This is a genomic window from Rhodovulum sp. 12E13 (genome assembly GCF_003340565.1).
Lineage (GTDB): Bacteria > Pseudomonadota > Alphaproteobacteria > Rhodobacterales > Rhodobacteraceae > HLUCCA09.
Window position 1 is genome coordinate 20,427 of the sequence record NZ_QPLK01000006.1, and the last position, 25,823, is coordinate 46,249.

The following is a 25,823-nucleotide window of genomic DNA, read 5'->3' on the forward strand; positions in this document are numbered from 1 at the left end:
GGGGGGCATGCGAGTTTGTAATTGTGGAGAAATGTCAATTTCCAGACATAATACTGGACATGCTGAGAGTAACAATAATCACAAGCGCACACGCGAGGCTGACGAGGATAACGACTTCAGCAATTTCCAAGGCGATGAAAAGGGCGCGCGCCCGTTTTGAGTTTCGCAAATATCGAGCGGCTGCAGGGTGCTCGCGGTCGTACCTTCTGTTTCTCACGGGAACAGATTGGCCCCCTTCCTCTACAATAATCAACCGAGAAGAGCCTGTGACCCGGTCGCAATTGGCCACTGGCGAAAAATGGAACGCCTCTAGGTAGGTGTCGGGTGGGATTTGGTATTCCTGACGGAAGGGTCCGACATGCTTCTCTAACTCGACTCCATGTCGCGATAGAAAGACCGTGCCAGCGCCAAGGTTTTCAAAATGAATTTTAACTGGTGCGTTCGTGAGATTCTCGATATAAAGTTCCTCAAGCCTTTTCGATTTCGAGAGCACGCCGCCCTCTAAGGCAAGATTTAATGAGAGATCAAGACTCTCTTGAGGTATGTCTCTGTCTCCATCCTTGAGGTCGAATCTTGATATTAGCTTTTTCGCGACCAATTCAGAGTATTCTAAGATCAAAATGCTCAGAACTCGCGGATCAATTGTTACAGTATTGATCGTGAGCGCGACCCTTTCGCGTTCAGCCGGCCGCTTCCATAGCCAAGTGAAAAATCCCAAAATGCATGCCGCAATTATGGCGCCAGCAACTCGAACGAAAGTTTGATTGATTAAGTCGTTGAAGCTCACGTTTAGCCAACCACCTCCAAAAACTCCCGCCATTCCCCCTTCGACATGCCAGATGTCTCCTGGGTCACCTCCTCACCCTTGAGCATCCGCCTGATGCACTCAACCCCCCGGGCGGAGAGGGTGGCGCCGCCCAGGCGGTAGTCCTCGAAGGCGGCGTAGGCGGCGGGGACCCAGTCGGCGACGATCCGGCAGATCGCCTCGGCGTAGACGCGGATCTCGTATTGCGCGTGGGCGTCCGCGCGCAGGCGGAGGAAGTGGAAGAGGTTGTGCAGGTCGCACTTCCAGTACCACTGGGTGTAGATGTTGGCGGGCAGGTTCATCCGCGCGAGCTCGCGCGCGAGGCCCTGCTGGCCCTCCTGGCTCAGCATCGCCTCGTAATGGTCGTAGGCGCGGCCCGCGTCGTCCTTGAGCATCCGCAGCACGCGCTCGGCCTCCTCCCCCTCGAGCACGTCGCCCCGGCCCTGGTTGTTGACGGTCGACTGGGCGGCGAGCGCGTCGGGCGCGGGGATGTAGAACTCGCGGTCGAGGATGGAGTAGCGAGCGGAGTATTCGTTGACGTTGGCGGTGCGGTGGCGGATCCACTGGCGGGCCACGAAGACCGGCAGCTTGACGTGGAACTTGACCTCGCACATCTCGAACGGGGTCGAGTGCCAGTGGCGCATGAGGTAGCGGATCAGGCCCTCGTCGCCGCGCGCGTGCTTCGTGCCGGCGCCGTAGGAGACGCGGGCGGCCTGCACGATGGCGGCATCGTCGCCCATGTAGTCGATCACCCGCACGAAGCCGTGGTCGAGCACCTCGTGGGCGGTGTAGAGATGCGCCTCCATCCCCTCGGAGACGGCGCGGAGCGTGGGGCGGGGCGTGGCGCGGGCCTGGGCGATCTCGGCCTGCTGGTCGTCGGTGAGGGGCATCGGGGCCTCCGGTCTGCTGACTCGGGGCCTACTCTATCTGGTGGGGTGCGCCGGGGGAACCACCAGATGCAGCCGCAGCCCCCACATCTGACGGGTGGCAGAATGGCCGCACTCTGCGGTGGCGGGCCTGCGCATTCCCTTGGCGACGTTGACTTTTCGGGGCGTGGGCGGGAGCGTGCCGCCAAAGACGGGGCTAACCCGAGCAGGCAAAAACCGAATACAGGCAGCGTCATGACCAAGCATTGGCTAATGCTGGCCGCCGTTCTCGCGGTGGCCGCGTGCGACGGCTCATCGCCCAACCCGGTGAACGGGCCGGGGCGCGAGACGGACGAAGGCGGCGAGGGCGGCACCGAGGCCGGTGTCGTCGTGCCCGAGGGCATCGCGGCGAACGTGGGGTCGATCGAGTGGGTCCGCGGCGAGGCGGGCGACGCCGACGACCGGCTGATCATCTCGGGCGTCCCGCTCGACGACAGCCCTGTCGCGGGCGTCTACGAAAGGGCGCCCACGGCCGATCAGGACGGCTACCTTGCCTTTTCCAAGCAGGACGACCGACTCGACCGCATCTTCGTTGCGCTCGCGGGCGAGACGCCCGACGGCGCGGTGCGCGGCGTCGTGGTGGCCGACGGCGGGCAGTTCGGTATCGAATACGGCGGCATCGACTATGCGCGCACCGGCGAGTTCACCCCGCCGGATCCGGGCACGACCAACGGCCTCGTCTCCTATGCCGGGCGCTACGCCGGCGTGACCGACCTCGCCGACCTCGACCAGGACCTGCGGCTGAACCCCGGCGGCAGCGACGGCACCCAGCCGGTGCCGGCCGACGCGGTGCCCGACCAGCCCCGGACGGTCAGGGGCAAGGTGTTCATGAACGTCGATTTCGCCGACAACACGCTCAACGGGGTGATCTACGACCGCACCTACAGCGACGGGGCGCCGCTCGGCGACGAGCAGTTCCTGCGCCTCTCCCCGGGCAACATCGACCAGGCGGGCAACTTCGCGGGCACCGTCGAGCAGAAGGTCGCGGCGGAAGATGCGCCGAGGGTCTACGGCGCCTATGCGGGCACCTTCGGTGGCGAGAACGCAAGCGGCATGGTGGGCGGTCTGCAATCCCAGGAAGGGGTGCTCCGCAGACAAACGGCGGACGGCGATTTCGAGAACATCGAGTTGAGCTCGGAACGCGGCATCTGGGTGATCCCCCGCTGCTCCGGCGCGAACGCCGACCCGGTCTGCGGCGAGGTCAACGACATCGACGGGCTGATCCCGTCCCGATGATATCGGCGCGCGTGCGACCCCTCGCGATGACAACGATCAAGGCCGCCCTCTTCGGGGCGGCTTTGGCGCTTTCGGGCCTCGTCGGCGCTGACCGGGTCGCAGCGCAGGGGGCGGCGGGCGAAAGCGTCGCGCTCAGCTTCGACGAGGCGCTGGCGCTCGGCCAGCGGGCCTGGCTGGCGGGCGATGCCGCGCTGTCGAACCGGATCGCCCGCGCTCTGGCGGAGGCACGCCCCGAGAACGTGCCCGCCCTGCTGATGCTGGCGGCCTCGGAGAACGCGCTCGGCCGGCCGGCCGAAGCGCGCGACGCGGCGCGGCGGGCCTTCGCGCGATCCGAGTCGAACGGCGCGCGTTACGAGGCGTCGTATCTCGTGGCCTCCAGCGCGATGGCCGAGGATCGCTACCTCGCCTCCCAGTTCTGGCTGCGGCGTGCCTACCAGGCGGCCGAGACCGAGGCCGAGCGCGAGACGATCGCCCGCGCCTTTTCGGCCGTGCGCCGCGAGTCGCCCTGGGCCGTGCGCGTCTCGTTCGAGGTCGCGCCCTCGTCGAACGTCAACGGCGGGGCCCAGTCGCCGCTGCTGATCATCGACGATTCGCCCTATGTCGGCTTCCTGAGCGGAGCGGCCCGCGCGCTGTCGGGCACCGAGGCACGCCTTTATGCCCGGCTGGGCTACACCCTGTCGGAGAGCCAGACGCACCGCACCCGGCTGACCTTCCGCGGCTATCGCAGCCTGGTGGCGCTTTCCGACGAGGCGCAGGAGATCGCGCCGCGTGCCAAGGGGCGCGACTTCGAGTACGGCATCGCCGAGCTTGGCGTCCAGCACCGGCTCGCCGAGGTGCCGGGGCCGCTGCCCGACAGGCTCGGCCTCGCGGTCGGGCAGACGTGGTATGGTGGCGAGCCGCTCGACAGCTTCGTGCGGCTGAACTTCGGCCGCACCGTTCGCCTCGCGCCGCGCACGGCGCTTACCTTCGGGGCGGAGAGCGAGCGGCGCTGGTCCGACACCGATGCCGCCGACCGCGTCGGGCGCGAGATCGACGCCTGGGTGACCCATCGCCTCGAGGGGGGCATGCGCCTCCATGCGGGGCTGGCCCTGTCGCGGGTGACGTCGGACGACGCGAACCGGGAATACGAGGCCGCCACCGCGACGGCCGGTTTCTCGATGGGCGAGCCGGTGATGGGCGTGCACCTGTCTGGCAGCCTGTCCTATGCAGAGCGCGATTACGACAGCTACGCGGTCGGCTTCATCGACGTGCCGGGCGGGCGGCAGGACAGCGAATGGTCGGCGCGGCTCGACATCGAGATCCACCATGTCGACGTGATGGGCTTCGTGCCGGTCCTGTCGCTCACCGGGCGGCAATCTGTGTCCAACGTGTCGCGGTTCGAGGGCGACAGTGCGGGCGTCTCGATCGGTTTCTCGTCGGCGTTCTGAGCCGCGCGTGGCGTGGGCCGCGCGCCGCCTTGCGCTCTCGCACCCTCGGGCTAGGGTCGCGGGTGCGAGGCGCAGCACCGCGCCGTGCGACAGCAAGGAGGCCGCCCATGAAGATGGAATATCTGCACACGATGGTCCGGGTGAAGGACCTCGAGGCGTCGCTGGCGTTCTACAAGCTGCTCGGGCTGAAGGAGCGGCGGCGCAGCGAGAACGAGAGCGGCCGTTTCACCCTCGTCTTCCTTTGTCCCGAGGGCCAGGAGGATGGCACCCACGACCTCGAGCTCACCTACAACTGGGACGGCGACGAGGGCCTGCCCTCGGACTCGCGGCATTTCGGCCATCTGGCCTACCGGGTGGAGGACGTCTACGCCAAGTGCCACGAACTGATGGAGGCGGGCGTGACGATCAATCGCCCGCCGCGCGACGGCTACATGGCCTTCGTCCGCTCGCCCGACAACGTCTCCGTGGAATTGCTGCAGATGGGCGATCCGAAGCCCCCGCAGGAGCCCTGGGCGAGCATGGGCAACACCGGTCACTGGTGAGGCGCGCGCGGCCGGGATTGGAGCGGTGATGCGCGCGCTCGCGCTCGCCGCGGGGCTGGCGGCGGCAGCCTCGCCGGCTGCGGCCTGCCGGGTCGCGCTGGCGCTCGCGCTCGACGTGTCGGCCTCGGTCGATTCGGGGGAATACCGGCTTCAGCTCGATGGTCTCGCCGCGGCGCTCAACGCGCCCGCCGTGCAGGCTGCGCTGTTCTCGGGCGGCGGGCCGGTGGCGGTGGCGGTGTATGAATGGTCGGGATGGGAGGACCAGCGCCTGCTGCTCGACTGGACACTGGTGACGGGGCCTGACGTGCTCGCCGGTATCACCGCCCGCCTGGTCTCGACCGGGCGCGAGCGGATGTCGGACTCGACCGCGCTCGGCCAGGCCATGCTCGCGGGCGGCGCCCTGCTCGGGCGGGCGCCGGGGTGCCTGCGGCAGGTGCTGGACGTCTCGGGAGACGGAAAGAACAACGACGGCCCCGACCCCGACATGCTCGACGGCGATCCCGGGCTGCTTGGCGTGACCGTGAACGCGCTGGTGATCGGCAATGACGGGCGGAGACCGGGCGACCTGCGCGCCGTCGAGATCGGCGAGCTTGCGCGGTACTTCGAGACCAGCGTGATCCGGGGGCCCGGGGCGTTCGTCGAGGTGGCGCTGGGCTTTGCCGATTACGAACGGGCGATGACGCGCAAGCTGGTGCGCGAGCTCGCGCCGGCGGCGATGAGCGCGCTGGAGTGATGCCGGTGCCGGCGATGGGAGCATGGCGGGACGGGCGGCGCAGCGCATGGGGCGCGGCATGGACGGTGCCGGCGGCAGGCGAGGCGCAACGCCGGGGGCCGGGGGCAAATCCCTTGCAGAAAGGGATTTTCAAATGCCTTCCTCAAGGCATTTGGCGCCCGTGGCGCCGGGTGCGCTCTGTCCCGCGGGGAGCGCGGGCGGCCGGGCGGCTCAGTAGATGTAGCGGATCTGGTCGGACCAGTAGCGCTCCACCCGGCGGAGCGCGGTCGTGATGTCCTCCATCCCCTGCATGTCGATGATCTCGCGCTCGATCAGGCCGCGGGCATGCCGGTCGAACAGCTCCGACACGATGTCGCGGATCCCGCGGCCCTTCTCGGTCAGGCGCACGCGAACCGAGCGACGGTCGACCTCGCAGCGCTGGTGGTGCATGTAGCCCATGTCCACCAGCTTCTTGAGGTTGTAGCTGACGTTCGAGCCCTGGTAATAGCCCCGCGTCTTGAGCTCGCCCGCCGTCACCTCGTTGTCGCCGATGTTGAACAGCAGGAGCGCCTGCACGGCGTTGATCTCGAGCACGCCGACCCGCTCGAACTCGTCCTTGATGACGTCGAGCAGCAGGCGGTGCAGGCGCTCCACCAGCGCGAGCGTTTCGAGATAGCCCGCGAGAAACGCGCTGCGCTGCCCAGGCACGACCGGGTCGTGTATGCTCATCGAGATCCTCCGAGGCTCCTCAAGCGAGGTGGACCCTAGGCGGACGGATGCGAATGCCCGGTTAATACGCGCAGGAAAAACCGGGAAATTGCGGTAAGTTGGGCCGTGTTTCCTGGGGGCGCCGCGGCGGCGAGGATCGGCGGGCACGGGCGGGGCCCGGCGCCCCGTCGGCACGTGCCCTCAACGCGCGCCGGCATGGGCGGCGATGCGCGCCACCAGCGGCAGGTAGGCGAAGGGTGGCGTGGCGCGTCCGGACACCCAGTCGTAAAGGTCCTGGTCGTTTTCCTCGAGCAGGGCGTCGTAGAGCGCCAGCTCGTCGCCCGAGAGACCCGCGAGCGCGGCATCGGCGAAGCGGCCGAGGATGAGGTCCATCTCCTTGATGCCGCGCCGCCAGCTGCGCATCCGCAGACGCCGCAGGCGGGCGTCGGCGCTCTCGGTCGCCGCCGCAGCCCCGCCGCCCGCCCTGGCGCTCATGCCTCGCGCCCCGTTTCCTTCAGCATCTGGCGCAGACGTTTCTCGATGCGCGCCAGCCGGTCGGCGCCGCGATCCATCTCCGTCTGCACCGCGCGCAGCTCGATCAGCAGGTCGCGGATCTGCTCGGGGGTGCCGGACGCGTCCGCCTGGGGCGGGTCGACCCCCTCGCCCTCGCCGGTGAGCAGCCACATGATCGAGACGCCGAGCAGGCCTGCGAGCATCTGCAGCTTGTTGGCGCGGGGCTCGGCGAGGTCGTTCTCCCAGTCGCGGAGGGTCTTTACCTTGACGCCGAGCCGGCGGGCGAGCTCCGGCTGGCCGATGCCGAGCGCCTCGCGGGCACCGGCCACGCGGTCGCCGAAGGTGGCCGTCTCGGCGCCGTACCAGTTGTCGACGATGGCATCGGCGGTCGTGTCGTGGGCGGTGTCCATGGGCTCTGCTCCTCGCGCGGTCACGCGCCTTGCCGGCGCGCGCGGGGCCGGGGGCGGGACCCTGTCCGGGGGATATGGCTTGAACGGGTTCGGGCGCCAGCCTAAGGGTCCGGACAGGTCAATACAACCGGAGGCGGCCATGACTTTCCTTTCCGCGACGCTCGACCGGGTGAAACCGTCGCCCACGATCGCCGTCACGACGAAGGCCGCCGAGCTGAAGGCCGCGGGGCGCGACGTGATCGGCCTCGGCGCGGGCGAGCCGGATTTCGACACGCCCGAGGGGGTGAAGGCCGCCGCCAAGGCCGCGATCGACGCCGGCAAGACGAAATACACTCCGGTCGACGGCATCCCCGAGCTGAAGCGGGCGATCTGCGACAAGTTCGAGCGCGACAACGGCCTCGCCTACGAGCCGGCGCAGATCTCCGTGGGGACGGGCGGCAAGCAGGTGCTCTACAACGCGCTGATGGCCACGCTGAACCCCGGCGACGAGGTGATCATTCCCGCGCCCTACTGGGTGAGCTACCCCGACATGGTGCTGCTCGCGGGCGGCGCGCCGGTGGTGGCCGAGACCTCGAGCCAGACCGGCTACAAGCTGACGGCCGACCAGCTGGAGGCCGCGATCACGCCGAAGACAAAGTGGTTCATCTTCAACTCGCCGTCGAACCCCACCGGCGCGGGCTATTCGGCGAGCGAGCTGCGCGCGCTGACCGACGTGCTGATGCGCCACCCGCATGTGCACGTGATGTCCGACGACATGTACGAGCACCTCGTCTACGACGATTTCGAGTTCTGCACGCCCGCGCAGGTGGAGCCGGGCCTTTACGACCGGACGCTGACTGTGAACGGGGTCTCGAAAGCCTATGCCATGACAGGCTGGCGGATCGGTTACGCGGGCGGCCCGAAGGAGCTGATCGGGGCGATGCGCAAGATCCAGTCCCAGAGCACCTCCAACCCCTGCTCGATCTCGCAATGGGCGGCGGTCGAGGCGCTGTCGGGCCCGCAGGATTTCATCCCCGCCAACAACGCGATCTTCAAGCGCCGCCGCGACATGGTGGTCGAGATGCTGAACGCGGCCGAGGGCGTGACATGCCCGGTGCCCGAGGGGGCGTTCTACGTCTATCCCACGATCGGCGGCTGCATGGGCAAGACCAGCGCCGGCGGCGCGCGGATCGAGACCGACGAGGACTTCGCCACCGCGCTGCTGGAGGAGAAGGGCGTGGCGGTCGTGTTCGGGGCGGCCTTCGGCCTCTCGCCCTGCTTCCGGGTGAGCTACGCCACCTCGGACGAGGCGCTGCGCGAGGCGTGCACCCGCATCCGGGATTTCTGCGCCGGGCTGACCTGAGCCCCGGTCGGCACGCGGCGACACGCGATGGACGAGCTTCCGCGCCTCTATTTCCGCACGCGCGAGAATGGCGCGGCGGTGTTCCGCGTCGAGACAGCGACGCGGGACGGCCGGCTGGGGCTGCGCCAGATCGCGGTCGTCAACGCGCGCAGCGGCGAGGTGAAGCCGCAGGGCGGGCCGCTCGCGCCGGAAGATGCGGCGGCCATCGGGGCCTGGCTCGCCGAGCGGCGCGCGGAGCTCGCGGCACGGGGCCTGGAGGACGCGCGCGACTGCGTGGAGCGGATTGGGCGCGTGGCGCACTGGGCGCAGTCGAAGGCGTCGCCGGCCGAGCTGGACGAGATAACCGACGCGCTGATGCTGGCCATGCACGATCTGCGCGGCGTACTCCTGCGCCGCAAGGCCGAGCGGATCGAGGCCGCGCGGGCTGCGGGGCACCGAGCGGACGAGCCCGACGACGAGGCGTGAGGGCGCCCCGCCCCGGAGCGGGGCCCCCGTGGCCGCAAAAGGGGGGCGCTGCCCCCCGTCGCCTGCGGCGCCTCCCCCCGGAGTATTTCGGCCAAGATGATGGGGCAGGCCTGCCTGCGCTGCGCCGCCAGCGTCCGGGCCGCGCGGTGCTCACGTGCGCGACGGGCTTGCGGATCGGGCGATGCGCCGGGATGAAGGGGCGGGTTCGACGGAGCCCTGCCAGGCCGGCCTTGATCCCGGCCGAGTTGGCGGCGCGCGTCGCGTGGCTCGGCATTGTCGAGAGCGACGATCGCCGGGAGCGGTAGGCCCGCGCGGTCGACGGACGGGATCTGACCTTGGAGGGTTGCGGGCTCGGTCCATGCGGGGGCGACGCGGGCCGCGTGCTCGCGTGTGACCTCGCAGCACCCGACGGGCCCCACGATCCGCAACTTGCGGCAGCTTTGGATCGCTTCGGCGAAGGAGGTGTCGCGGATCGCCGCCGCGCTCGGCCTGCCCGGGATCGCCCCGGCTGGACCCGGCGCGGCTCGGCGCGACCCTTGTCGTGACGCGGATCGAGGATTTCACCCGTCCGCCGCCGTGTTCACGGCTGCAGGGGGCCTCGGGCGTGACGCTGGTGGTCGACATGCTCAACCAGCCCTGCCGGTTTCCCGCCCGCCCGCCCGCTCGCGTGCACGACGACGCCATCGCACGCGCCGGGCGGGCGGCGGAGGGCAGGTGCGGCGTGACTGCCTGGGTGGAGCGCGAGGGTGCGCTGGCCGTGGGCAACAGGCCCGGGCTGCACGTGCCGGGCCAGCGAGCGTGGCGCGGCGCGGTCGCCGGCGGCACGGACGGCCGCGCCCGCCCGCCTGGGCCGGGGCGTCTGCAGCGGGCCGGAACTGGCCGGGGCGCGGACACCCCGCCCCGCAGGGCGCGCTGCTCTACATCGGCTCGTCGTAGCGGTAGTAGACCACCGGTGCACCGGCGGACGTGTCGGCGCCGGCTTCCCTGGCCCGGGCCTCGGCTTGCTGGCGCTTCCACTGGTGGAAGCTGGCGAACTCGTCGGCGTCGAGCGTGCCCGAGGAATCGGCGTCGGCCTGCTCGAACTCCATGTTGAGCACCTCGGAGAGATCGTTCTTCAGCGCCTCCGCGTCGGCCCACTCCTCGGCCGAGAGGCGGTCGTCGGCATCGGCATCGAGTGCATCGAATGTCATCGCGGCGCGCGCGGCGACCTCTTGCGGCCCCATGCCCAGAACGTCGGTGTCGGTGTCTGCGGCCGGCACGTAGACGAACATTTCCAGCTCGTTCAGCGCCGCCCCCCGCGACATGCTGTCGGCGGCGCTGCGCGCCCCGGCGGCACCGAAGAGGAACTCCACCCGGTCGATCCAGCCGTCGCCATCGGCATCGGCCTGCGGGAAATTGGTCTCGCTGCGGTCGGTGGCGCGCGAGGGCTCGCCGGCGAGGGCGTTGCGGCAGGCCGCGTATTCGGCGGGGGAGACGTCGCCCGAGGCGTCGGCGTCGTAGGCGGCGAAGGCCGCTTGGGCGGCCCGCTGCACCTCGTCTTCGGTCACGGTGCCGTCGTCGTTCAGATCGACGTCGACGAAACCGCTTTCGCAGGGGTCGGTCGCGCCCGACTGATCCTGCGCCGGGGCGGGCGCGCTGGCGAGCGCGGCCAGCGCGAGGCCGGTGGCGGCGGTGCGGAGGGTGGGGGCGGTATGGAGACTCATCTGCTTCTCCTCGTGATCGAATGTCGGGGATCGGGTGCGCCGCCCAGGGGCGGGCGGCGCACGGTCGGTCACATCACGTGCGGGTAGCGGTAGTAGACGACCGGTGGCCCGACATCGCCCCCGGCGTCCTGCCCGCCGGCCTGCTCCAGCGCCTCCGCGGCCTCCTGCCAGCGGCGCCGCTCGCCCTCGACGTATTCCTGTGGGGTCAGCGTGCCCGAGGCGTCGATGTCGTCGCGGTTGAAGCGGGTGGTGAGCAGGTCCGACAGGTCTTGTCTGACGGCGCGGCTCTGCGCCCATTCCACCGGGTCGAGCCGGCCGCTGCGGTCGCGGTCGAGGGCACCGAACATCTGCAGCGCGCGCTGCGTCGCCTCTTCGCGGGGCATCAGCGTCGGGTCGCGGTCGGCCTGCGCCTCGGGGATGAACAGGAAGCGGCGGAGCACCACCACGGGCGCCTCCTCGCCCTGGGCACTGCCGTCACCTGCGACGGTCGGGCTTTCGTCGCTGCCGGTTGCGGAGGCGTCGCCGCCCTGCGCCACGCCGGTCTGGATCTGGTCGCCCGTCGCATCGTCGCCCGTCGCATCGTCGCCCGTCGAGCCATCGCCAGCCGAGCCGTCGCCCGCCGCGGCGGTCTCGGTGCCGTCCCTCGTGCCGCCATCGGTCGAGGCGTCGCCGCTGGTGGCTTCGCTGCCGTCCGGTCCGGGCGCGCCGGCGGCGTCCGGCAGGGTCGCGGACTCGCCGGTATCGAGGTTGGCCTCGATGCGGGCCTGATCGTAGGCGTCGCCGGCCGCGTTCATGAATTCCTGCTGGCTGAGCTGGCCGTCGCCATTGGCGTCGTATTCCGGCAGGTTCGACTTGATCCGCTGCGCGGGCACGCCGACGACGCCGGCGCCGGCATTGGCGCAGGCCTCGTATTCGGCTTGCGTCACGTCGCCCGACCCGTCGGTGTCGAAGCGGGCGAAATCGGCCAGTGCGGCCTCTTCCAGTTCCTCTGCCGTGATCGTGCCGTCGCGGTCTTCATCGGCGAGATAGAAGCCACCCTGGCAGGGGGTGATGTCGTCTTCGCCGCCTTGCTGGGCGAGCGTGGGGCCGGGGGCCGCGAGCGCGGTGCCGAGCGCGAGCAGGGCGATGTGGCGATGCGCCATGATCTCCTCCTTCGGTTGCTGTGCCGTGCCCCTGTCCGCACGTCCCGTCTGGCGGGGCGAACAGGGGGCGGGGCGGCGTGTTCCATTCGGCCCGATTTCGCCGTATGCCGCGGTGGACACGGGATGCGTCGGAAACACGCCCGTGGCGCCGAGCGCCACCCGCTAGAGGATCGGCCGAGAACGCACCGCCAAGCAGGGACAGCCCCCATGAGTTTCAAGTCTGACATCGAGATCGCCCGCGAGGCGCAGAAGCGACCCATCCAGGAGATCGGGGCGAAGCTGGGCATCCCCGAGGGCGACCTGCTGCCCTACGGCCACGACAAGGCCAAGGTGAGCCAGAGCTTCATCGACGGGCTTGCGGGGCGGGCCGACGGCAAGCTGGTCCTCGTGACCGCGATCAACCCCACGCCCGCGGGCGAGGGCAAGACGACGACGACGGTGGGCCTCGGCGACGGGCTCAACCGCATCGGGAAGAACGCGGCGATCTGCATCCGCGAGGCCAGCCTCGGGCCCTGCTTCGGGATGAAGGGCGGCGCCGCAGGGGGCGGCTACGCGCAGGTCGTGCCGATGGAGGACATGAACCTCCACTTCACCGGCGACTTCCACGCGATCACCAGCGCGCACAACCTGCTGTCGGCGATGATCGACAACTCGATCTACTGGGGCAATCCGCTCGACATCGACATCCGCCGCGTGACCTGGCGGCGCGTGATGGACATGAACGACCGCGCGCTGCGCGACATCGTGACCTCGCTGGGCGGCGTGGCCAACGGCTTCCCCCGGCAGGCGGGTTTCGACATCACGGTGGCGTCCGAGGTGATGGCCTGCCTGTGCCTCGCCGCCGACCTCGCCGACCTGCAGGAGCGTCTGGGGCGGATCATCGTAGGCTATACGCGCGACCGCCAGCCGGTCACCGCACGCGATCTCAAGGCCGACGGGGCGATGACGGTGCTGCTGAAGGACGCGATGCAGCCCAACCTCGTGCAGACGCTCGAGAACAACCCTGCCTTCGTGCATGGCGGGCCGTTCGCCAACATCGCCCATGGCTGCAACTCGGTCATCGCCACGAAGACGGCGCTGAAGCTGGCCGATTACGTGGTGACCGAGGCGGGCTTCGGCGCCGATCTGGGGGCCGAGAAGTTCATGGACATCAAGTGCCGCATGGCCGGCCTCGCGCCCGCGGCCGTGGTCGTGGTCGCCACGGTGCGCGCGATGAAGATGAACGGCGGCGTGGCCAAGGCCGACCTCGGTGCCGAGAACGTGGAGGCCGTGCGCGCGGGCTGCGCCAATCTCGGGCGCCACATCGAGAACGTGAAGGGCTTCGGCGTGCCCGTGGTCGTCTCGATCAACCATTTCGCGGGTGACACCGAGGCCGAGATCGCCGCGGTGCAGGACTACTGCACCGCGCAGGGCGCCGAGGCGGTCGTCAGCCGGCACTGGGCGCAGGGCTCTGCCGGGATCGAGCCGCTCGCGCACAAGGTGGTCGAACTGGCCGACACGCCCTCGACCTTCGCCCCGATCTACCCGGCGGAGATGGGCCTGTGGGAGAAGATCGAGACCATCGCAACCCGCATCTACCGCGCCGACGGCGCCTCGGCCGCGGAATCGGTGAAAAAACAGCTCAAGACATGGGAAGACCAGGGCTGGGGGCACCTGCCGATCTGCATGGCCAAGACGCAGTATTCGTTCACGACCGATCCCAACCGGCGCGGCGCGCCCACAGGCTTCGACATCCCCGTTCGCGAGGTGCGGCTGTCGGCCGGCGCGGGCTTCGTCGTGGCGATCTGCGGCGAGATCATGACCATGCCGGGCCTGCCCAAGGTGCCCTCGGCCGAGGCGATCCGGATGAACGTTGCGGGGCAGATCGAGGGGCTGTTCTGATGCGGCGCGCCCGCCGGGCCGGATGTCTGGCCGGCGCGCTCGCCCTCGGCCTCGCGTCGCCGGCACCGGCCTCCGACGGCGCGTGGTTCCTGCATCCCTTCGGCGAGATGCGCGCTTATTTCGGCGACTGGCTCGCCGTCTGCACCGAGGAGGGACGGGGACCCTGCCGCGCCGTGCAGATCCTGCTCGAGGGCGACGAGACGCGGGTCGGCCCTGCGCGTCTCGCCGTGTATCCCCGGGAATCGGGGGGGCACGTCCTGACGCTCTACATGCGCGGGATGCCGGAGGAGGGGCGCGATCCGGTGATTCTCGCGATCGACGGTCATGTCCTGCCACTCTCGGCCGAGGACTGGGCCCCGGGCGAGCCGGGTGCGCCCAACGTGATGGAAACGCTGACGATCGCCGATCCGGACGTCATGGGCGACCTGGTGGCGCGGATGCGGGCCGGCTTGCGACTGACGGCCTCCCATGGTGGAGGAGGCGGGCCGCGGGGCGGGGACCAGACGGTTTTCTCCCTGCGCGGCCTGACGGCGGCCCTCGACGCGATCGAGGCCAGAGCGACGGAGAACGGGGAATGACCAGCGACATCGAAACGGGCTCGAAGCTGATCGACGGCAAGGCGATCGCCGCAACCCTGCGGGCGCGCGTCGCCGAGCATGTCGCCCGCCTGCGCGATACCTACGGGATCACGCCGGGCCTGGCCGTGGTGCTCGTGGGCGAGGACCCGGCGAGCCAGGTCTACGTGCGCAACAAGAACCGCCAGACGAAGGAGGCCGGCATGGCCTCGTTCGAATACCGGCTGACCGAGGACACGCAGGAGCAGGAACTGCTCGACCTGATCGGCCGGCTCAACGCCGATCAGGCGGTGCATGGCATCCTCGTGCAGCTGCCCCTGCCGGCGCATCTGAACGCCGATCTGGTGATCAACGCGATCGACCCCGCAAAGGACGTCGACGGCTTCCACATCTCCAACGTGGGGCTGCTGGCGACGGGGCAGAAGGCGATGGTGCCGTGCACGCCCCTGGGGTGCCTGATGCTGCTGCGCGACCATCTGGGCGATCTGGCAGGGAAGGAGGCGGTCGTGGTCGGCCGCTCGAACATCGTCGGCAAGCCGATGGCGCAGCTTCTGCTGCGCGAGTCGTGCACGGTGACGGTGGCCCATTCCCGCACGCGCGACCTGGGCGAGGTGTGCCGGCGCGCCGACATCCTCGTGGCGGCGGTGGGCCGGCCCGCGATGGTGCCCGGCGAGTGGGTGAAGCCCGGCGCGACGGTGATCGACGTCGGCATCAACCGGGTGGAGCCCGAGGGCGGCGGCAAGGCGCGGCTGGTGGGCGACGTCGACTTCGACAGCGCCGCGCAGGTGGCCGGGGCGATCACGCCCGTTCCCGGCGGGGTCGGCCCGATGACCATCGCCTGCCTTCTGGCCAATACCGTTACGGCAGCCTGCCGCGCCGCCGGCCTGCCCGAGCCGGAGGGGCTGACGGCTTGAGATCGGCCCGGACGGGGGCGGACGGGGGCGCTCCCGCCTCCGCTCGGCGCTGCCGCGCCTCGCTCCGTTGGGCCCGGCACCCGCTGACGCGGGTGCGGGTGAGCGCGGGTGGGACCGGTCGGCGTCGCGCTCCGAAGGGGAGGGCCGATCCCGACTGTGCAGGAGGCAGGAACCTGGAGCCAGGAACCCGGACCCAGGAACCCGGAGCCAGGAACCCGGAGCCGGGAGCCGCGGGCTCTCGGGCCGGGAAGAGAGCGCCCCGGCCGCAGGGGGCGGTCGCGCTCCGGCACGGCTGCGGGAGATGAGGCGTCACCGTGCCATCGCGGGCCCCACTCGCCTGCGCGGCGCACCATAGAAGGCGCGCCCTGCTTCGGCCCGCTTCTTCGGGGTGCGCGCGCGTCAGACGGGGATCATGGTGCCCTGAAGCAGCGCGACCGCACCGCTCTCGGCCGTCACCTCGGCGCGCACGACGATCAGGCGGCGCCCCGCGCGGACGACCTCTCCGGTGGCGACCAGCTCCGCCCCGGTGGCGGGGGCGAGCAGGTTGATCTTCATCTCGACCGTGAGCACCTCGGCCGCCTCGTCCATGAGGGTCAGCGCCGCGTAGCCCGCCGCGCTGTCGCCCAGGGCGAAGGTCAGCCCGGCATGGGCGACCCCGTGCTGTTGCGTGACCGCCCCCGTCACCGGTGCCGCGATCACGCAGCGGCCCGGCGCCACCTCGCGCATCCCGGCGCCGAAGGTGGCCATCAGCGCCTGCCGGGCGAAGCTCGCCCGCACCTTGGCCGCGTAGCCGTCGAACCGGGGGGCGAAGCCGCTCATGCCGGGCCCCTCGCCGCGCCCCGGACCGCGCGGCGCGGCGGGCCGCCCGCCGTGCGGCGGCAGGCGGAGAGCGGCAGCGCCGCCTGCGTCGGCCCCGTCAGGATCGCCCGCGCGCCCGGACCCATCAGCCGCGCGATGGCCGGGTCGGCCGCGTCGAGCCCGCCCGTGTAGGTGCCGAAGGCGGGCAGGATCAGCCGCCGCCCGTCGGTGACGAAGGCCGGCCGCCGCACGCCGTGCGGCCCCGCCTTGGGGTGATAGTGCCCCGAGATCTCGGGCCCCGCCTCGCCCGGCTCGGCCGCGTGGCGCAGGGCGATGCCGCCGAGGCGCAGCTCGGGCGCGCAGGTGCCCCCGAGAGCCGTCGGACCGGGGTCGTGGTTGCCCTGCACCCATGTCCAGCGCCGGCCGGCCATCAGTCCGGCGAGCTCGTCCCGGTCGGCCGGGCCAAGCGCCTCGGCCGCGCGCAGATCGTCGAAGGAATCGCCAAGGCACACGACATGCGCGGGCGCGTGCGCGCGCACGAGCGCGGCGAGGCGGCCAAGCGTGTCGGCGCTTTCGTAGGGGGGCACCAGGGCACCGCCGCGCCGGGCGATCCGCTCGGATTTGCCGAGGTGAAGGTCGCTTGCAACCAGCAGACGCTCCGCCGCCCACCAGAGCGCCCGCCCCGGCAGGAGCGTGAGCGCCGCGCCCGCGATCTCCAGAGATACCCCTGCGCCGTTCATGCTTCGTTCGTGCCCCGGCCGGGCGCCGAAGGCAAGGGGCATGCGCAGCTTTTGCCGGGACCGCCGCGGGAGACGGGGCGCCATGCGTATTTTAAACAGAAAGAAGCCGCCAGGATGCGTCGGGCACCGGCGAGCGGACGCGGGCGGCAGCGGTCGCAATCCTCCTTCGGTGGCTTCGGTGGGCGGTTACTGCCGCTGCCGGCTTCTTTCTGTCCGAAATACGCACGGCGCGCGTCCTCGTCCGGTGCCACGTCATCGCGGCAGGCCCGCCGCCTCCATCAGGCGCTCGGCCGCCTCGGCCACCATGCGCTCGCGTCCCTCGCCCTCGACCGGCACCCGGCCCGGTTCGAGGAAAAGGGGAGCGGCGAGCGGGGTGACACGGTCGAGCGCCACGTGGTCGATGCGCCCCTCGACGCGCGCCAGCATCTCCTCGATGCGGCCGAAATCGACGAGGCCGCGCAACGCCTCCTCGCGGGTGATCTGCATCAGCAGGTGATCGGGGTCGTATTTCAGCAGCGTGTCGTAGAGGATGTCGGAGGAAAACGTCTGCTGCCGCCCCGACTTGCGCCCGCCCGCCCGCGGCGTGTTGCGCTCGATCAGCCCCGCGATCACGGCCGAGGCCTTGAACGTGCGCTTCATCACCGCGTTGCCGGCCAGCCATCGCTCGAACCCCTCGCGCAGCGTGGCCGGCGCGAACAGGGCCCGCGCATCGGGCAGCGCCTCGAGCCCCCAGACGAGCGTGGCATAGTCGGTGGCGACGAAGCCGAGCGGCGCGAGGCCCAGCCGCTCCATCTGCTGCGTCATGATCAGTCCAAGCGTCGCCTGCGCGTTGCGTCCGGCGAAGCCATAGGCGCAGACGTGCTGCCGCCCGTCATGGGGAAAGCTCTCGACCAGCAGACGGTCGGCGCCCGGCATCCGGCTGACCCGGCGTTGCAGGGCGAGCCACTCGGCGGTGTGTCCGGGCAGGTCGGGCCACGTCTCCTGCGCGAGGATGTCGAGGATGCGCCCGGTCAGGCGGGTCGAGGTGGCGAACTTGGTGCCCATGAAGGTGGCGATCTTCGGCTCCCGGTCGGCACGCCGCGTCACCTCGACCGTCAACTCGCGCAGGCCCTCGTAGCGCACCACGCGCCCGCCGATCAGGAAGGTGTCGCCCGGCGTGAGCGTCGCGGCGAACCCTTCCTCGACTTCGCCGAGCGGCTTGCCGCCCGCGCGGTTCTTCAGCCGCACCTTGAGCGTGTCGGTGTCCTGGATCGTGCCCACGTTCATGCGGATCGTCTGCGCGGCGCGCGGGTCGCGCAGTTGCCACAGCCCGTCGGGGCGCCTCACCAGCCGCTGCCAGCGATCGTAGGCGCGCAGCGCGTAGCCGCCGGTGGCACAGAAGTCGAGGCAGGCGTCGAAGGCGTCGCGCGCCAGACCGGCATAGGCGCCCGCGCTCGTCACCTCGGCGTAGAGCGCATCGGCGTCGAAGGGCCCCGCACAGGCGGTGATCAGGATGTGCTGGCACAGCACGTCGCGGGGCCCGTGCGCGGGCGCGTCGCCGTCGAGCGTGCCCTCGCGCACGGCGTCGAGCGCCGCCTTGCACTCGACGATCTCGAAGCGGTTGGCCGGCACCAGCAACGCCTTCGACGGCGCGTTGTAGCGATGGTTCGCCCGCCCGATCCGCTGCACGAGCCGCTTGACGTTCTTCGGGGCGCCGACCTGGATCACGAGATCGACATCGCCCCAGTCGATCCCGAGGTCGAGCGAGCCGGTGCAGACGATCGCGCGGAGCGAGCCCGCCACCATCGCCGCCTCGACCTTCTCGCGACTCTCGCGCGACAGGCTCCCGTGGTGGATGCCGATCGCCAGCCCCTCGTCGTTGGCCAGCCACAGGTGGTGAAAGAAGATCTCGGCCTGCGCGCGGGTGTTGTGGAAGATCAGCGTGGTGCGGTGCCGGCCGACCTCGCGCAGCACCTCGGGTATGGCATGGCGCCCGCCGCCCCCGGCCCAGGGCGGCGCGGCGGCCGTCTGCAGCATCGAGATGTCGGGGGCGGGGCCGGGATCGGCGTGCACGATCTCCACCGGGTCGGGGTGCTTCGCCAGGATCCGGCCCATCGCGGCGGGGTTTTCCACCGTGGCCGACAGGCCCACCCGCCGCAGGCCGGGCCTCAGGCGCGACAGGCGGGCGAGCGCCAGCATCAGCTGGTCGCCCCGCTTGCTTTCGGCCAGCGCGTGGACCTCGTCGACGATCACCCGCTCGAGCCCGGCGAAGATGCGCGGCGCGTCCTCGTAGCTTGTCAGCAGCGCGAGCGATTCGGGCGTGGTGAGCAGGATGTGCGGCGGGTCGGCGCGCTGCCGCCGCTTCTGCGTGGCGGCGGTGTCGCCTGTCCGGTCTTCCACGCGGATCGGCAGCCCCATTTCCTCGATCGGGGCGCGCAGGTTCCGCCGGATGTCCGCGGCGAGCGCCTTGAGCGGCGAGACGTAGAGCGTGTGCAGCCCCTCGCGCGCGCCATCGGCGAGTTCGGCGAGCGTCGGCAGGAAGCCGGCGAGCGTCTTGCCGCCCCCCGTCGGCGCCACGAGCAGCAGCGCGGGCGCGCCGGCCTTTTCAAGCATCTCCTGCTGGTGGGGGTGGATGCTCCAGCCCCTCGCGGCGAACCAGTCGGAAAAGCGGTCAGGCACGAAATCGCGCATGCACGCAATCTAGGCGCTTATGCCGCTCGCGCCAGAGCGGCAGCGCGCGCCGTGCCCGGCCCGGGTTGCGCACGTCACGCCAGTTGTCCTGCCCGGATCGTGCGTGCTCCCGTCGCGCTGGCCCCGTCGCGCTGGCTCCGGTTGCGCCGGCCCCCGTTGCGCCGGCCGCCGTTTTCTTCTTGCTTCAAGTATCCCGGGGGGAGACGGCCCGGAACGGGCCGGCGGGGGGCTGGCCCCCCTGGCGCCCTGTGCCGCGGGCGAGCGGGTGGTGGGTCTCGACCAGCGCGCGCAGGCGTTCCTCCAGCACGTGCGTGTAGATCTCGGTCGTCGAGATATCGGCGTGCCCGAGCAGCGTCTGGATCGCGCGCAGGTCGGCCCCGCCTTCGAGCAGGTGCGTGGCGAAGGCATGGCGAAGGGCATGTGGCGTGACCTTCGCTGGCGAGACGCCCGCCGCGACGGCCAGATCCTTGACCAGCGCATGGAAGCCCTGCCGGGTCAGGTGCCCCGCCGACCCGCGCGAGGGGAACAGCCAGCGCGAGGCGGGGCGACCGCGCGCGCGCGCTGCGTCCTCGGCGGCGTCCCTCTGCGCCAGCCACCCTGCCGTGGCGGCGCGGGCCGGCGGCGAGAGCGGCACCATCCGCTCGCGCCCGCCCTTGCCAGTGACGAGCAGCATCGCCGGGTCCCCCCGGGCCGCCGCCACGGGCAGCGAGACGAGTTCGGAGACCCGCAGCCCCGTGGCGTAGAGCACCTGCATCAGGCAGGTGTCGCGGGCGCGGTCGGCGGCGCTCCGCCCGTGCCGCCCGGCAGCGTCGAGCAGGGCGTCGACCTCGGCATGGCTCAGCGTCGCGGGCAGCGCCCTCGCCTTGCCGGGGCCGGCGATGCGCTGGGCAGGGTCGTCGGCCCGCCAGCCCTCGGCATGGGCGAAGCGGAACAGCTGGCGCGCGGCCGAGAGGCGCCGGGCGCGGGTGGCGCGGGCCAGCCCTTCGGCCTCGGCCGCGATCAGCCAGCCCTCGATGTCGGCACGGGTGGCGCGCGCCAGGCTGCCGCCCCGCGCGGCGAGCCAGTCCGACAGGGCCCGCAGGTCGCGCCCGTAGGCCAGAAGCGTGTTGCGCGCGGCGTTCAGCTCGGCCGCCTGCGCCTCGAGGAACAGCGCGATCCAGCGGTGATCGCCTTGGGGCGCGCTGTCGCTCACCGTCCGGGCCCCAGGAGACGGATCTGCAGGGCCGCGCGGCGGGCGGTGTCCTCGAGCCCGGTCGCCCGAAGGAAGGCGAGCGCGCCCGACAGATCCGCGGGGTCGGCCTGCGCGCCGACGGCCACGGTGGCGAGCGCCTCGATCAGCGCCTCGCCCAGGCGGTCGTCCTCGGCCAGCCGTGCAAGGCGCGCGGGTGCCTCGGGCACGGGGAGGGCGAAGGCCCGGGCGAGGGCGGCGGCGATCGGGTCGTCGCCGGTCACGGCGGTCATCTCGCCGGTCATCTCGTCGGGTCCCCGTTCGGGCAGCATGCCGCGGGCGAGCGCCACGGCGAGCGGGTCGGCGCCGTCGGGCGCCGAGAGGGCCGCCGCCTCGTAGTCGGGGCCGAGCAGCGCGATGCGATGGGCGAGCCGCGCCTCGGGGCCGGCGAGGTCGAGCGCCGCGATGCGTGCCCCGTAGAGCGCGGCGAAGGCGGGGCCGAGGCCCGCGCGCTGCATCTCGCGCCACGCTGCGGGGAGGGCGCGTGCCACGGCGCGGGGCGTGCCGGCCTCGAGCGCCTGCTCGAAGGCCTGCAGCGTGGCCACCCGCTCCCACACTCCGCCCGAGGCCGCGGGCGCGCGCTCGGTATGGGTCGCCGAAAGTCGGCTGGGGGGCAGGGCGCCCGCGCGCACCAGCCGCTCGGTCGCCTCGAGCCGCGCCTTCCACCCGGCGGTGGGGCGCAATTCGGCATGGGCGAAGGCGAGCGGCAGCCCGGCGGTCGACCGTCGCTCGCCGATCGCCTCGAGCATCCGCCAGTCGAGCGGCGTGACGGTGGCGCGGGCGGGCAGGGGCGGCAGCAGGCCGTCGCTGTCGTCGAGCTCGAGGAAGCGGGCGAGCAGCGCCTCCTCCTCCGCGCTCACCTGCCCGAGCGCGTCGGCCGTCTCGAGCGTCAGCGCGGCGGCCGCCCAGTCGCCTGACCGCGCGAGGCAGAAGATGCGCGCGGGAATGGAGGGCGCGATGCCCGGCGCGGTCCGGAGGCGGTCGCAGGCCGCGTTTTCGCGCTCCTGCAACAGCGCGATGTCGAAGGCACGGCGGAAGAGCTCGGGCCGGTCGGTGCCGGCGCGCTCGATCAGCGCCGCGGCCTCGTCGAGCGCCCCCCAGCGCAACAGCGTGTCGATCCGCGCGAGCGCCAGCACGCCCGGCGTGCCGCCGCCCCGCGGCGGGTCGAGCCGGGCCAGAAGCAGCCGCTTGAGCGCGTCGCGCGCCGCCGGCAGGGGCCGGTCGGGCAGGCGCGCGAGGCGGCGCGCGATGTCGTCGGTGCTCGAGGCGCCCCACAGGCCCGGCGGCAGGCCGGCCGCGGCCGGGTCGACGAGGCCCACCGCGTCCGGCGCGGGCGCGTCGAGCGGCGCGACCGTCACCTCCGGGGCGAGGGCGGTGCCGTCGGTCGCCACCGGGGGCGCGCGCCGCTCGGGGCGCAGGGCCACGTCGTCGGCGAGGCTGTCGGACAGCCAGTCGATCGACGAGAGCGGCGGCGACTGGGCCAGCCCCGCGCCCGGCGCGACGGCGAGGGCAAGCGCGAGCGTCGCGGCCAGGACCGGGACCGGGACCCGGCGCGCGCGGCTCATCCCGAAAGCTCCAGCTCGACCGGTTCGGTCACGCGCTCGAGCACCGGGTCGAGATCGCCCAGATAGGCGAATCCCACCAGCCCGATCGCCCCGATCACGATGAGCACCAACAGCAGCTTGAACAGCTTGCCCCACATCCTGCCTGCCTCGCCTGCCTTGTCCGTTCTTCCGGCCCCGCGGGCCATTGTCGCCGGTCGCGCCGCGCCTCTGCCGGGCGCGCTGCCGCCGCGATCATAGCTGGCATCCCGGCAGCTTTCACGTCATTCATGGGCGCGTTTCCGCGAACCGGCGAGAGAGCGCCGGCAGAAAGGAGCCGATGGCCCCCAGACTCCGCAAGACGGTCGCCCTAGTGGGCATGATGGGCGCAGGCAAGACGGCCGTCGGCACCGCGCTCGCCCGGCGGCTCGCGGTGCCCTTCCTCGACAGCGATGCTGAGATCGAGGCCGCCGCGCGCATGGAGATTTCCGAGATCTTCGCCCGCGACGGCGAGGCCTTTTTCCGCCGCAAGGAATCGCAGGTGATCGCCCGGCTTCTCGCGGGGGCGCCCTGCGTGCTCTCCACCGGCGGGGGCGCCTGGCTGCAGGATGCCAACCGGCGCACGATCTCGGCGCGCGGCGTGGCCGTCTGGCTCGACGCCGACATCGAGGTGCTGTGGGCCCGCGTCCGGGGCAAGGAGACGCGCCCCCTTCTGCAGACCGACGATCCCCGCGCGACGCTCGCGGCGCTTGCCGAGGCGCGGCGCCCGTCCTACGCCCGGGCCGACCTCGCCGTGCGCTCCGACGCAGAGACGAGCGTGGCCGACATGGTCGACCGGGTGATGAAGGCGCTGGCGACGCGCCCCGACGTACTGGAAGGAGGCTGATCCGTGGCCGATGCGCAGACAGTCCACGTGCCGCTGGGCGCACGGGCCTACGACATCCGCATCGGCGCGGGTCTGCTGGGCCGCGCGGGCGCCGAGATCGCGCCGCTGCTCGCCCGGCCGCGCGTGGCGATCCTGACGGAGGAGCGGGTGGCGGCGCTGCACCTGCCGGCGCTCGAGGCCGCGCTCGCGGCCGAGGGGATCGAGAGCGCGGCGCTCGCGCTGCCGCCCGGCGAGGCGACCAAGGGCTGGGCCCGGCTCGAGCAGAGCGTCGAGTGGCTGCTGTCGGAACGCGTCGAGCGGCGCGACGTGGTGGTGGCGCTGGGCGGCGGCGTGATCGGCGACCTTGCGGGCTTCGCCGCTGCCATCCTGCGGCGCGGCGTGCGCTTCGTGCAGGTGCCGACAACCCTGCTCGCGCAGGTCGATTCGTCGGTGGGCGGCAAGACCGGCATCAACTCGCCCCACGGCAAGAATCTCGTGGGCGCCTTCCACCAGCCCTCGCTGGTGCTGGCCGACACGGGCCTGCTCGATACGCTGCCCCGGCGCGACCTGCTGGCGGGCTATGCCGAAGTGGTGAAATACGGTGCGCTGGGCGACGCGGAGTTCTTCGCCTGGCTCGAGGCGACCGGGCCGGCCCTCGCCGCGGGCGACCCGGAGGCGCGTGCCCATGCCGTGCGCCGCTCCTGCGAGATGAAGGCCGAGATCGTGGTGCGCGACGAAACCGAGCAGGGCGACCGGGCGCTGCTGAACCTTGGCCATACCTTCGGCCACGCGCTCGAGGCCGCGACCGGCTATTCCGACCGCCTCCTGCACGGCGAGGGCGTGGCGGTGGGCATGGGGCTGGCCGCTGCGCTCTCGGCCCGGCTCGGCCTCTGCCCGCAGGAGGAGCCGTCGCGGCTCTCCGCCCACCTGCGCGCGATGGGGATGCCGGCCGCGCTGTCCGACATTCCGGGCGAGCTGCCTGATGCCGACGGGCTGATGGCACTGATGGCGCAGGACAAGAAGGTGGAGGCCGGCCGCGCCCGCTTCGTGCTGCTGCGGCGGCTGGGCGAGGCCTTCGTCACGGCCGACGTGCCCGCCGGGGCGGTGCGCGCGCTGCTGGCCGAGGAACTCGGTGCCGCCCGCACCTCGGCCTGAGCGCCCCCGCGAGACCGGATCGGGGGCGCTCCCGCCTCCGCTTGGGGCCGTGCGGCCCCTCGCTCCGTTGGGCCCGGCTCGCGCCGGGGCGCGAGCCTGCCGCGCGCCGGGTGCGCCCGCCCGCGTCGTCTGGCCGATGCAGGGCGGGGCGGCGGGCCGAGACGGGCGGCGGGCCCATACGCGGCGGCCCTCGGTCGCGTCCGGCCGCAGGGCGTGTTAGCCGACGGGTCGGGACAGCTCGGCACAGACGGGAGGCAGACATGGACATACCGCGACGGACATTCGGCAGGACGGGCTGGCAGGTGTCGGAGATCGGCTTCGGCGCCTGGGCGATCGGCGGCTCATGGGGCGAGGTGACCGAGGACGATGCGCGCGCCACGCTGCACGCCGCGCTCGATTCGGGGGTGACCTTCCTCGATACCGCCGACGTCTATGGCGACGGACGGTCGGAACGGCTGATCCGCGCCGTCCTCGCCGAGCGAGGCGATCTCGGCCGCGCGCCCGGCGCGCGGCCCGTGGTGGCCACCAAGGCGGGCCGGCGCCTCGATCCGCACGTCGCCGAGGGCTACACCGAGGCCGCGCTCGGCGGCTTCATCGACAGGTCGCGCGACAATCTGGGGATGGACACGCTCGACCTGTTGCAACTCCACTGCCCGCCGCGCGAGGTCTATGAACACGCCGGCGTCTTCGACGCGCTCGACCGCTTCGTCGAGGCGGGGCGTATCCGCCACTGGGGGGTCTCGGTCGAGACGGTGGAGGAGGCGATGCGCGCCCTCGACCGGCCCAATCTCGCCTCGATCCAGATCATCTACAACCTGTTCCGGCAGAAGCCGGCCGAGGCGCTGTTTCCGCTGGCCAGGGAGCGGGGCGTCGCCGTGATCGTGCGGGTGCCGCTGGCGAGCGGGCTGCTGACCGGCAAGATGAGCGCGCAGAGCACCTTCGCCGCCGACGATCACCGCGCCTTCAACCGCGCGGGCGAGGCGTTCGACGTGGGCGAGACCTTCGCGGGCGTGCCCTTCGAGGCGGGGCTCGAGGCGGTCGAGGCGCTGCGGCCGCTCGTGCCCGAGGGGGCGAGCATGGCGCAATGGGCGCTGCGCTGGATCTTGATGGAGGAGGCGGTGTCGGTCGTCATCCCCGGCGCGCGGCGGCCCGACCAGGCCCGCGCCAACGCCGGCGCGGCCGATCTGGCGCCGCTCCCGCCCGAGACGATGGAGGCGGCGCGCGCCATCTATCTCGAGCACGTCGCGCCGCACGTCCATCACCGCTGGTGAGCGAGGCCCGGTCGGGGCCCCGCGGTCAGCAAACCGGGGTCAAGCAACCGGGGCAGGCGAGGCCCGACCGGCACCTCGAGACGTCGCCGCTTCATCGATGCGACCGGTCGCGGGGCCCTGATCGGCCGCCCGCCCGCGTGGCGCCGCGCCGGGCGCGCACCGCCCCGGCTTCTTTCTGTCTCAAATACGCACGGCGCTCCGGCCGCGTCGGGTGGCGCGGAGGGAGCGGCGCGCGTCGCGCACAGCCGCGCGCC

25 protein-coding genes are annotated in these 25,823 nt (G+C 71.9%); 12 read left to right on the forward strand and 13 right to left on the reverse strand.

Annotated features, from left to right (window positions below):
* Window positions 1–34: 34 nt before the first annotated feature.
* Window positions 35–787 carry a hypothetical protein gene (locus tag DLJ49_RS21425; protein ID WP_147277277.1) on the reverse strand — a complete coding sequence of 251 codons (753 nt, stop codon included), beginning with the start codon at window positions 785–787 and terminating at the stop codon, window positions 35–37.
* A gap of 2 nt (window positions 788–789) precedes the next feature.
* Window positions 790–1,695 (reverse strand): FAD-dependent thymidylate synthase, encoded by a 906-nt coding sequence (thyX, locus tag DLJ49_RS07035; protein WP_115392834.1) that lies wholly within the window; start codon window positions 1,693–1,695, stop codon window positions 790–792.
* 231 nt (window positions 1,696–1,926) lie between these two features.
* On the opposite strand from thyX, the gene DLJ49_RS21705 reads away from it, so the two are divergent.
* From DLJ49_RS21705 to DLJ49_RS07050, 4 genes are all read left to right on the forward strand, one after another.
* A complete protein-coding gene (locus tag DLJ49_RS21705; protein WP_158547417.1) occupies window positions 1,927–2,967 on the forward strand; it encodes a hypothetical protein in 1,041 nt (346 codons plus the stop codon).
* Window positions 2,968–2,993: 26 nt separating this feature from the next.
* The gene (locus tag DLJ49_RS07040; RefSeq protein WP_147277278.1) at window positions 2,994–4,394 is read left to right on the forward strand and encodes a surface lipoprotein assembly modifier; all 1,401 of its coding nucleotides are present in this window, start codon (window positions 2,994–2,996) and stop codon (window positions 4,392–4,394) included.
* Between the two features lie 107 nt (window positions 4,395–4,501).
* Window positions 4,502–4,936: a VOC family protein gene (locus tag DLJ49_RS07045; RefSeq protein ID WP_115392836.1), complete on the forward strand. Its 435-nt coding sequence runs from the start codon at window positions 4,502–4,504 to the stop codon at window positions 4,934–4,936.
* 28 nt (window positions 4,937–4,964) lie between these two features.
* Complete coding sequence (locus DLJ49_RS07050) at window positions 4,965–5,669, forward strand: DUF1194 domain-containing protein (RefSeq protein WP_115392837.1); 705 nt, start codon at window positions 4,965–4,967, stop codon at window positions 5,667–5,669.
* 210 nt (window positions 5,670–5,879) lie between these two features.
* Here DLJ49_RS07050 and DLJ49_RS07055 read toward each other — a convergent pair whose 3' ends face one another.
* The 3 genes from DLJ49_RS07055 to DLJ49_RS07065 all read right to left on the reverse strand — a co-directional run bounded on the left by DLJ49_RS07055 (window position 5,880) and on the right by DLJ49_RS07065 (window position 7,279).
* Window positions 5,880–6,377 carry a MarR family winged helix-turn-helix transcriptional regulator gene (locus DLJ49_RS07055; RefSeq protein ID WP_115392838.1) on the reverse strand — a complete coding sequence of 166 codons (498 nt, stop codon included), beginning with the start codon at window positions 6,375–6,377 and terminating at the stop codon, window positions 5,880–5,882.
* A gap of 180 nt (window positions 6,378–6,557) precedes the next feature.
* The gene (locus DLJ49_RS07060; RefSeq protein ID WP_115392839.1) at window positions 6,558–6,851 is read right to left on the reverse strand and encodes an FAD assembly factor SdhE; all 294 of its coding nucleotides are present in this window, start codon (window positions 6,849–6,851) and stop codon (window positions 6,558–6,560) included.
* The gene (locus DLJ49_RS07065; RefSeq protein WP_115392840.1) at window positions 6,848–7,279 is read right to left on the reverse strand and encodes a helix-turn-helix domain-containing protein; all 432 of its coding nucleotides are present in this window, start codon (window positions 7,277–7,279) and stop codon (window positions 6,848–6,850) included. The genes DLJ49_RS07060 and DLJ49_RS07065 overlap by 4 nt, the downstream gene beginning before the upstream one ends.
* 139 nt (window positions 7,280–7,418) lie before the next feature.
* On the opposite strand from DLJ49_RS07065, the gene DLJ49_RS07070 reads away from it, so the two are divergent.
* Window positions 7,419–8,621 (forward strand): pyridoxal phosphate-dependent aminotransferase, encoded by a 1,203-nt coding sequence (locus DLJ49_RS07070; RefSeq protein WP_115392841.1) that lies wholly within the window; start codon window positions 7,419–7,421, stop codon window positions 8,619–8,621.
* Window positions 8,622–8,648: 27 nt separating this feature from the next.
* A complete protein-coding gene (locus DLJ49_RS07075) occupies window positions 8,649–9,086 on the forward strand; it encodes a hypothetical protein (protein ID WP_115392842.1) in 438 nt (145 codons plus the stop codon).
* Window positions 9,087–10,003: 917 nt separating this feature from the next.
* On the opposite strand, the gene DLJ49_RS07085 is transcribed toward DLJ49_RS07075, so the two are convergent.
* Together DLJ49_RS07085 and DLJ49_RS07090 are read right to left on the reverse strand one after the other, a co-directional pair.
* Complete coding sequence (locus tag DLJ49_RS07085) at window positions 10,004–10,789, reverse strand: EF-hand domain-containing protein (protein ID WP_115392843.1); 786 nt, start codon at window positions 10,787–10,789, stop codon at window positions 10,004–10,006.
* Between the two features lie 68 nt (window positions 10,790–10,857).
* Window positions 10,858–11,931: an EF-hand domain-containing protein gene (locus tag DLJ49_RS07090; RefSeq protein ID WP_115392844.1), complete on the reverse strand. Its 1,074-nt coding sequence runs from the start codon at window positions 11,929–11,931 to the stop codon at window positions 10,858–10,860.
* A 207-nt stretch (window positions 11,932–12,138) separates the two neighbouring features.
* Between DLJ49_RS07090 and DLJ49_RS07095 the strand changes: the two genes are divergently transcribed.
* From DLJ49_RS07095 to folD, 3 genes are read left to right on the forward strand one after another with little or no spacing between them, the layout of a single operon-like run.
* A complete protein-coding gene (locus tag DLJ49_RS07095) occupies window positions 12,139–13,812 on the forward strand; it encodes a formate--tetrahydrofolate ligase (RefSeq protein ID WP_115392845.1) in 1,674 nt (557 codons plus the stop codon).
* Window positions 13,812–14,390, forward strand: coding sequence for an invasion associated locus B family protein (locus DLJ49_RS07100; protein WP_115392846.1), 579 nt, complete (start codon window positions 13,812–13,814; stop codon window positions 14,388–14,390). Before DLJ49_RS07095 ends, DLJ49_RS07100 begins: the two co-directional genes overlap by 1 nt.
* Entirely contained in the window at window positions 14,387–15,301 is a 915-nt protein-coding gene (folD, locus tag DLJ49_RS07105; RefSeq protein WP_115392847.1) for a bifunctional methylenetetrahydrofolate dehydrogenase/methenyltetrahydrofolate cyclohydrolase FolD, read from the forward strand. Before DLJ49_RS07100 ends, folD begins: the two co-directional genes overlap by 4 nt.
* A 399-nt stretch (window positions 15,302–15,700) precedes the next feature.
* Here the strand turns inward: folD and DLJ49_RS07110 are convergent, their stop codons facing one another.
* From DLJ49_RS07110 to DLJ49_RS22040, 6 genes are all read right to left on the reverse strand, one after another.
* Complete coding sequence (locus tag DLJ49_RS07110) at window positions 15,701–16,120, reverse strand: PaaI family thioesterase (RefSeq protein ID WP_115392848.1); 420 nt, start codon at window positions 16,118–16,120, stop codon at window positions 15,701–15,703.
* Window positions 16,117–16,839 carry a ligase-associated DNA damage response endonuclease PdeM gene (pdeM, locus tag DLJ49_RS07115; protein ID WP_115392994.1) on the reverse strand — a complete coding sequence of 241 codons (723 nt, stop codon included), beginning with the start codon at window positions 16,837–16,839 and terminating at the stop codon, window positions 16,117–16,119. Before pdeM ends, DLJ49_RS07110 begins: the two co-directional genes overlap by 4 nt.
* Window positions 16,840–17,091: 252 nt before the next feature.
* A complete protein-coding gene (locus DLJ49_RS07120; protein ID WP_115392849.1) occupies window positions 17,092–19,509 on the reverse strand; it encodes a ligase-associated DNA damage response DEXH box helicase in 2,418 nt (805 codons plus the stop codon).
* Window positions 19,510–19,693: 184 nt separating this feature from the next.
* On the reverse strand, window positions 19,694–20,701 hold the full coding sequence (locus tag DLJ49_RS07125) for a site-specific tyrosine recombinase XerD (RefSeq protein ID WP_115392850.1): 1,008 nt from the start codon (window positions 20,699–20,701) through the stop codon (window positions 19,694–19,696).
* Complete coding sequence (locus DLJ49_RS07130; RefSeq protein WP_115392851.1) at window positions 20,698–22,302, reverse strand: hypothetical protein; 1,605 nt, start codon at window positions 22,300–22,302, stop codon at window positions 20,698–20,700. Before DLJ49_RS07130 ends, DLJ49_RS07125 begins: the two co-directional genes overlap by 4 nt.
* Window positions 22,299–22,439, reverse strand: a complete 141-nt coding sequence (locus DLJ49_RS22040; RefSeq protein WP_199533322.1) for a hypothetical protein — start codon at window positions 22,437–22,439, stop codon at window positions 22,299–22,301. Before DLJ49_RS22040 ends, DLJ49_RS07130 begins: the two co-directional genes overlap by 4 nt.
* A 125-nt stretch (window positions 22,440–22,564) precedes the next feature.
* On the opposite strand from DLJ49_RS22040, the gene DLJ49_RS07135 reads away from it, so the two are divergent.
* The 3 genes from DLJ49_RS07135 to DLJ49_RS07145 all read left to right on the forward strand — a co-directional run bounded on the left by DLJ49_RS07135 (window position 22,565) and on the right by DLJ49_RS07145 (window position 25,569).
* Window positions 22,565–23,164, forward strand: a complete 600-nt coding sequence (locus tag DLJ49_RS07135; protein ID WP_255566587.1) for a shikimate kinase — start codon at window positions 22,565–22,567, stop codon at window positions 23,162–23,164.
* 3 nt (window positions 23,165–23,167) lie between these two features.
* Window positions 23,168–24,298 carry a 3-dehydroquinate synthase gene (aroB, locus tag DLJ49_RS07140; protein ID WP_115392853.1) on the forward strand — a complete coding sequence of 377 codons (1,131 nt, stop codon included), beginning with the start codon at window positions 23,168–23,170 and terminating at the stop codon, window positions 24,296–24,298.
* Between the two features lie 260 nt (window positions 24,299–24,558).
* A complete protein-coding gene (locus DLJ49_RS07145; protein WP_115392854.1) occupies window positions 24,559–25,569 on the forward strand; it encodes an aldo/keto reductase in 1,011 nt (336 codons plus the stop codon).
* Window positions 25,570–25,823 lie beyond the last annotated feature (254 nt).

What these genes read in the sequence shown, in the direction of transcription:
- thyX (WP_115392834.1), bottom strand. Translation starts at nt 1,695, where the DNA reads ATGCCCCTCACCGACGACCAGCAGGCCGAGATCGCCCAGGCCCGCGCC.
- DLJ49_RS21705 (WP_158547417.1), top strand. Translation starts at nt 1,927, where the DNA reads ATGACCAAGCATTGGCTAATGCTGGCCGCCGTTCTCGCGGTGGCCGCG.
- DLJ49_RS07040 (WP_147277278.1), top strand. Translation starts at nt 2,994, where the DNA reads ATGACAACGATCAAGGCCGCCCTCTTCGGGGCGGCTTTGGCGCTTTCG.
- DLJ49_RS07045 (WP_115392836.1), top strand. Translation starts at nt 4,502, where the DNA reads ATGAAGATGGAATATCTGCACACGATGGTCCGGGTGAAGGACCTCGAG.
- DLJ49_RS07050 (WP_115392837.1), top strand. Translation starts at nt 4,965, where the DNA reads ATGCGCGCGCTCGCGCTCGCCGCGGGGCTGGCGGCGGCAGCCTCGCCG.
- DLJ49_RS07055 (WP_115392838.1), bottom strand. Translation starts at nt 6,377, where the DNA reads ATGAGCATACACGACCCGGTCGTGCCTGGGCAGCGCAGCGCGTTTCTC.
- DLJ49_RS07060 (WP_115392839.1), bottom strand. Translation starts at nt 6,851, where the DNA reads ATGAGCGCCAGGGCGGGCGGCGGGGCTGCGGCGGCGACCGAGAGCGCC.
- DLJ49_RS07065 (WP_115392840.1), bottom strand. Translation starts at nt 7,279, where the DNA reads ATGGACACCGCCCACGACACGACCGCCGATGCCATCGTCGACAACTGG.
- DLJ49_RS07070 (WP_115392841.1), top strand. Translation starts at nt 7,419, where the DNA reads ATGACTTTCCTTTCCGCGACGCTCGACCGGGTGAAACCGTCGCCCACG.
- DLJ49_RS07075 (WP_115392842.1), top strand. Translation starts at nt 8,649, where the DNA reads ATGGACGAGCTTCCGCGCCTCTATTTCCGCACGCGCGAGAATGGCGCG.
- DLJ49_RS07085 (WP_115392843.1), bottom strand. Translation starts at nt 10,789, where the DNA reads ATGAGTCTCCATACCGCCCCCACCCTCCGCACCGCCGCCACCGGCCTC.
- DLJ49_RS07090 (WP_115392844.1), bottom strand. Translation starts at nt 11,931, where the DNA reads ATGGCGCATCGCCACATCGCCCTGCTCGCGCTCGGCACCGCGCTCGCG.
- DLJ49_RS07095 (WP_115392845.1), top strand. Translation starts at nt 12,139, where the DNA reads ATGAGTTTCAAGTCTGACATCGAGATCGCCCGCGAGGCGCAGAAGCGA.
- DLJ49_RS07100 (WP_115392846.1), top strand. Translation starts at nt 13,812, where the DNA reads ATGCGGCGCGCCCGCCGGGCCGGATGTCTGGCCGGCGCGCTCGCCCTC.
- folD (WP_115392847.1), top strand. Translation starts at nt 14,387, where the DNA reads ATGACCAGCGACATCGAAACGGGCTCGAAGCTGATCGACGGCAAGGCG.
- DLJ49_RS07110 (WP_115392848.1), bottom strand. Translation starts at nt 16,120, where the DNA reads ATGAGCGGCTTCGCCCCCCGGTTCGACGGCTACGCGGCCAAGGTGCGG.
- pdeM (WP_115392994.1), bottom strand. Translation starts at nt 16,839, where the DNA reads ATGAACGGCGCAGGGGTATCTCTGGAGATCGCGGGCGCGGCGCTCACG.
- DLJ49_RS07120 (WP_115392849.1), bottom strand. Translation starts at nt 19,509, where the DNA reads ATGCGCGATTTCGTGCCTGACCGCTTTTCCGACTGGTTCGCCGCGAGG.
- DLJ49_RS07130 (WP_115392851.1), bottom strand. Translation starts at nt 22,302, where the DNA reads ATGAGCCGCGCGCGCCGGGTCCCGGTCCCGGTCCTGGCCGCGACGCTC.
- DLJ49_RS22040 (WP_199533322.1), bottom strand. Translation starts at nt 22,439, where the DNA reads ATGTGGGGCAAGCTGTTCAAGCTGCTGTTGGTGCTCATCGTGATCGGG.
- DLJ49_RS07145 (WP_115392854.1), top strand. Translation starts at nt 24,559, where the DNA reads ATGGACATACCGCGACGGACATTCGGCAGGACGGGCTGGCAGGTGTCG.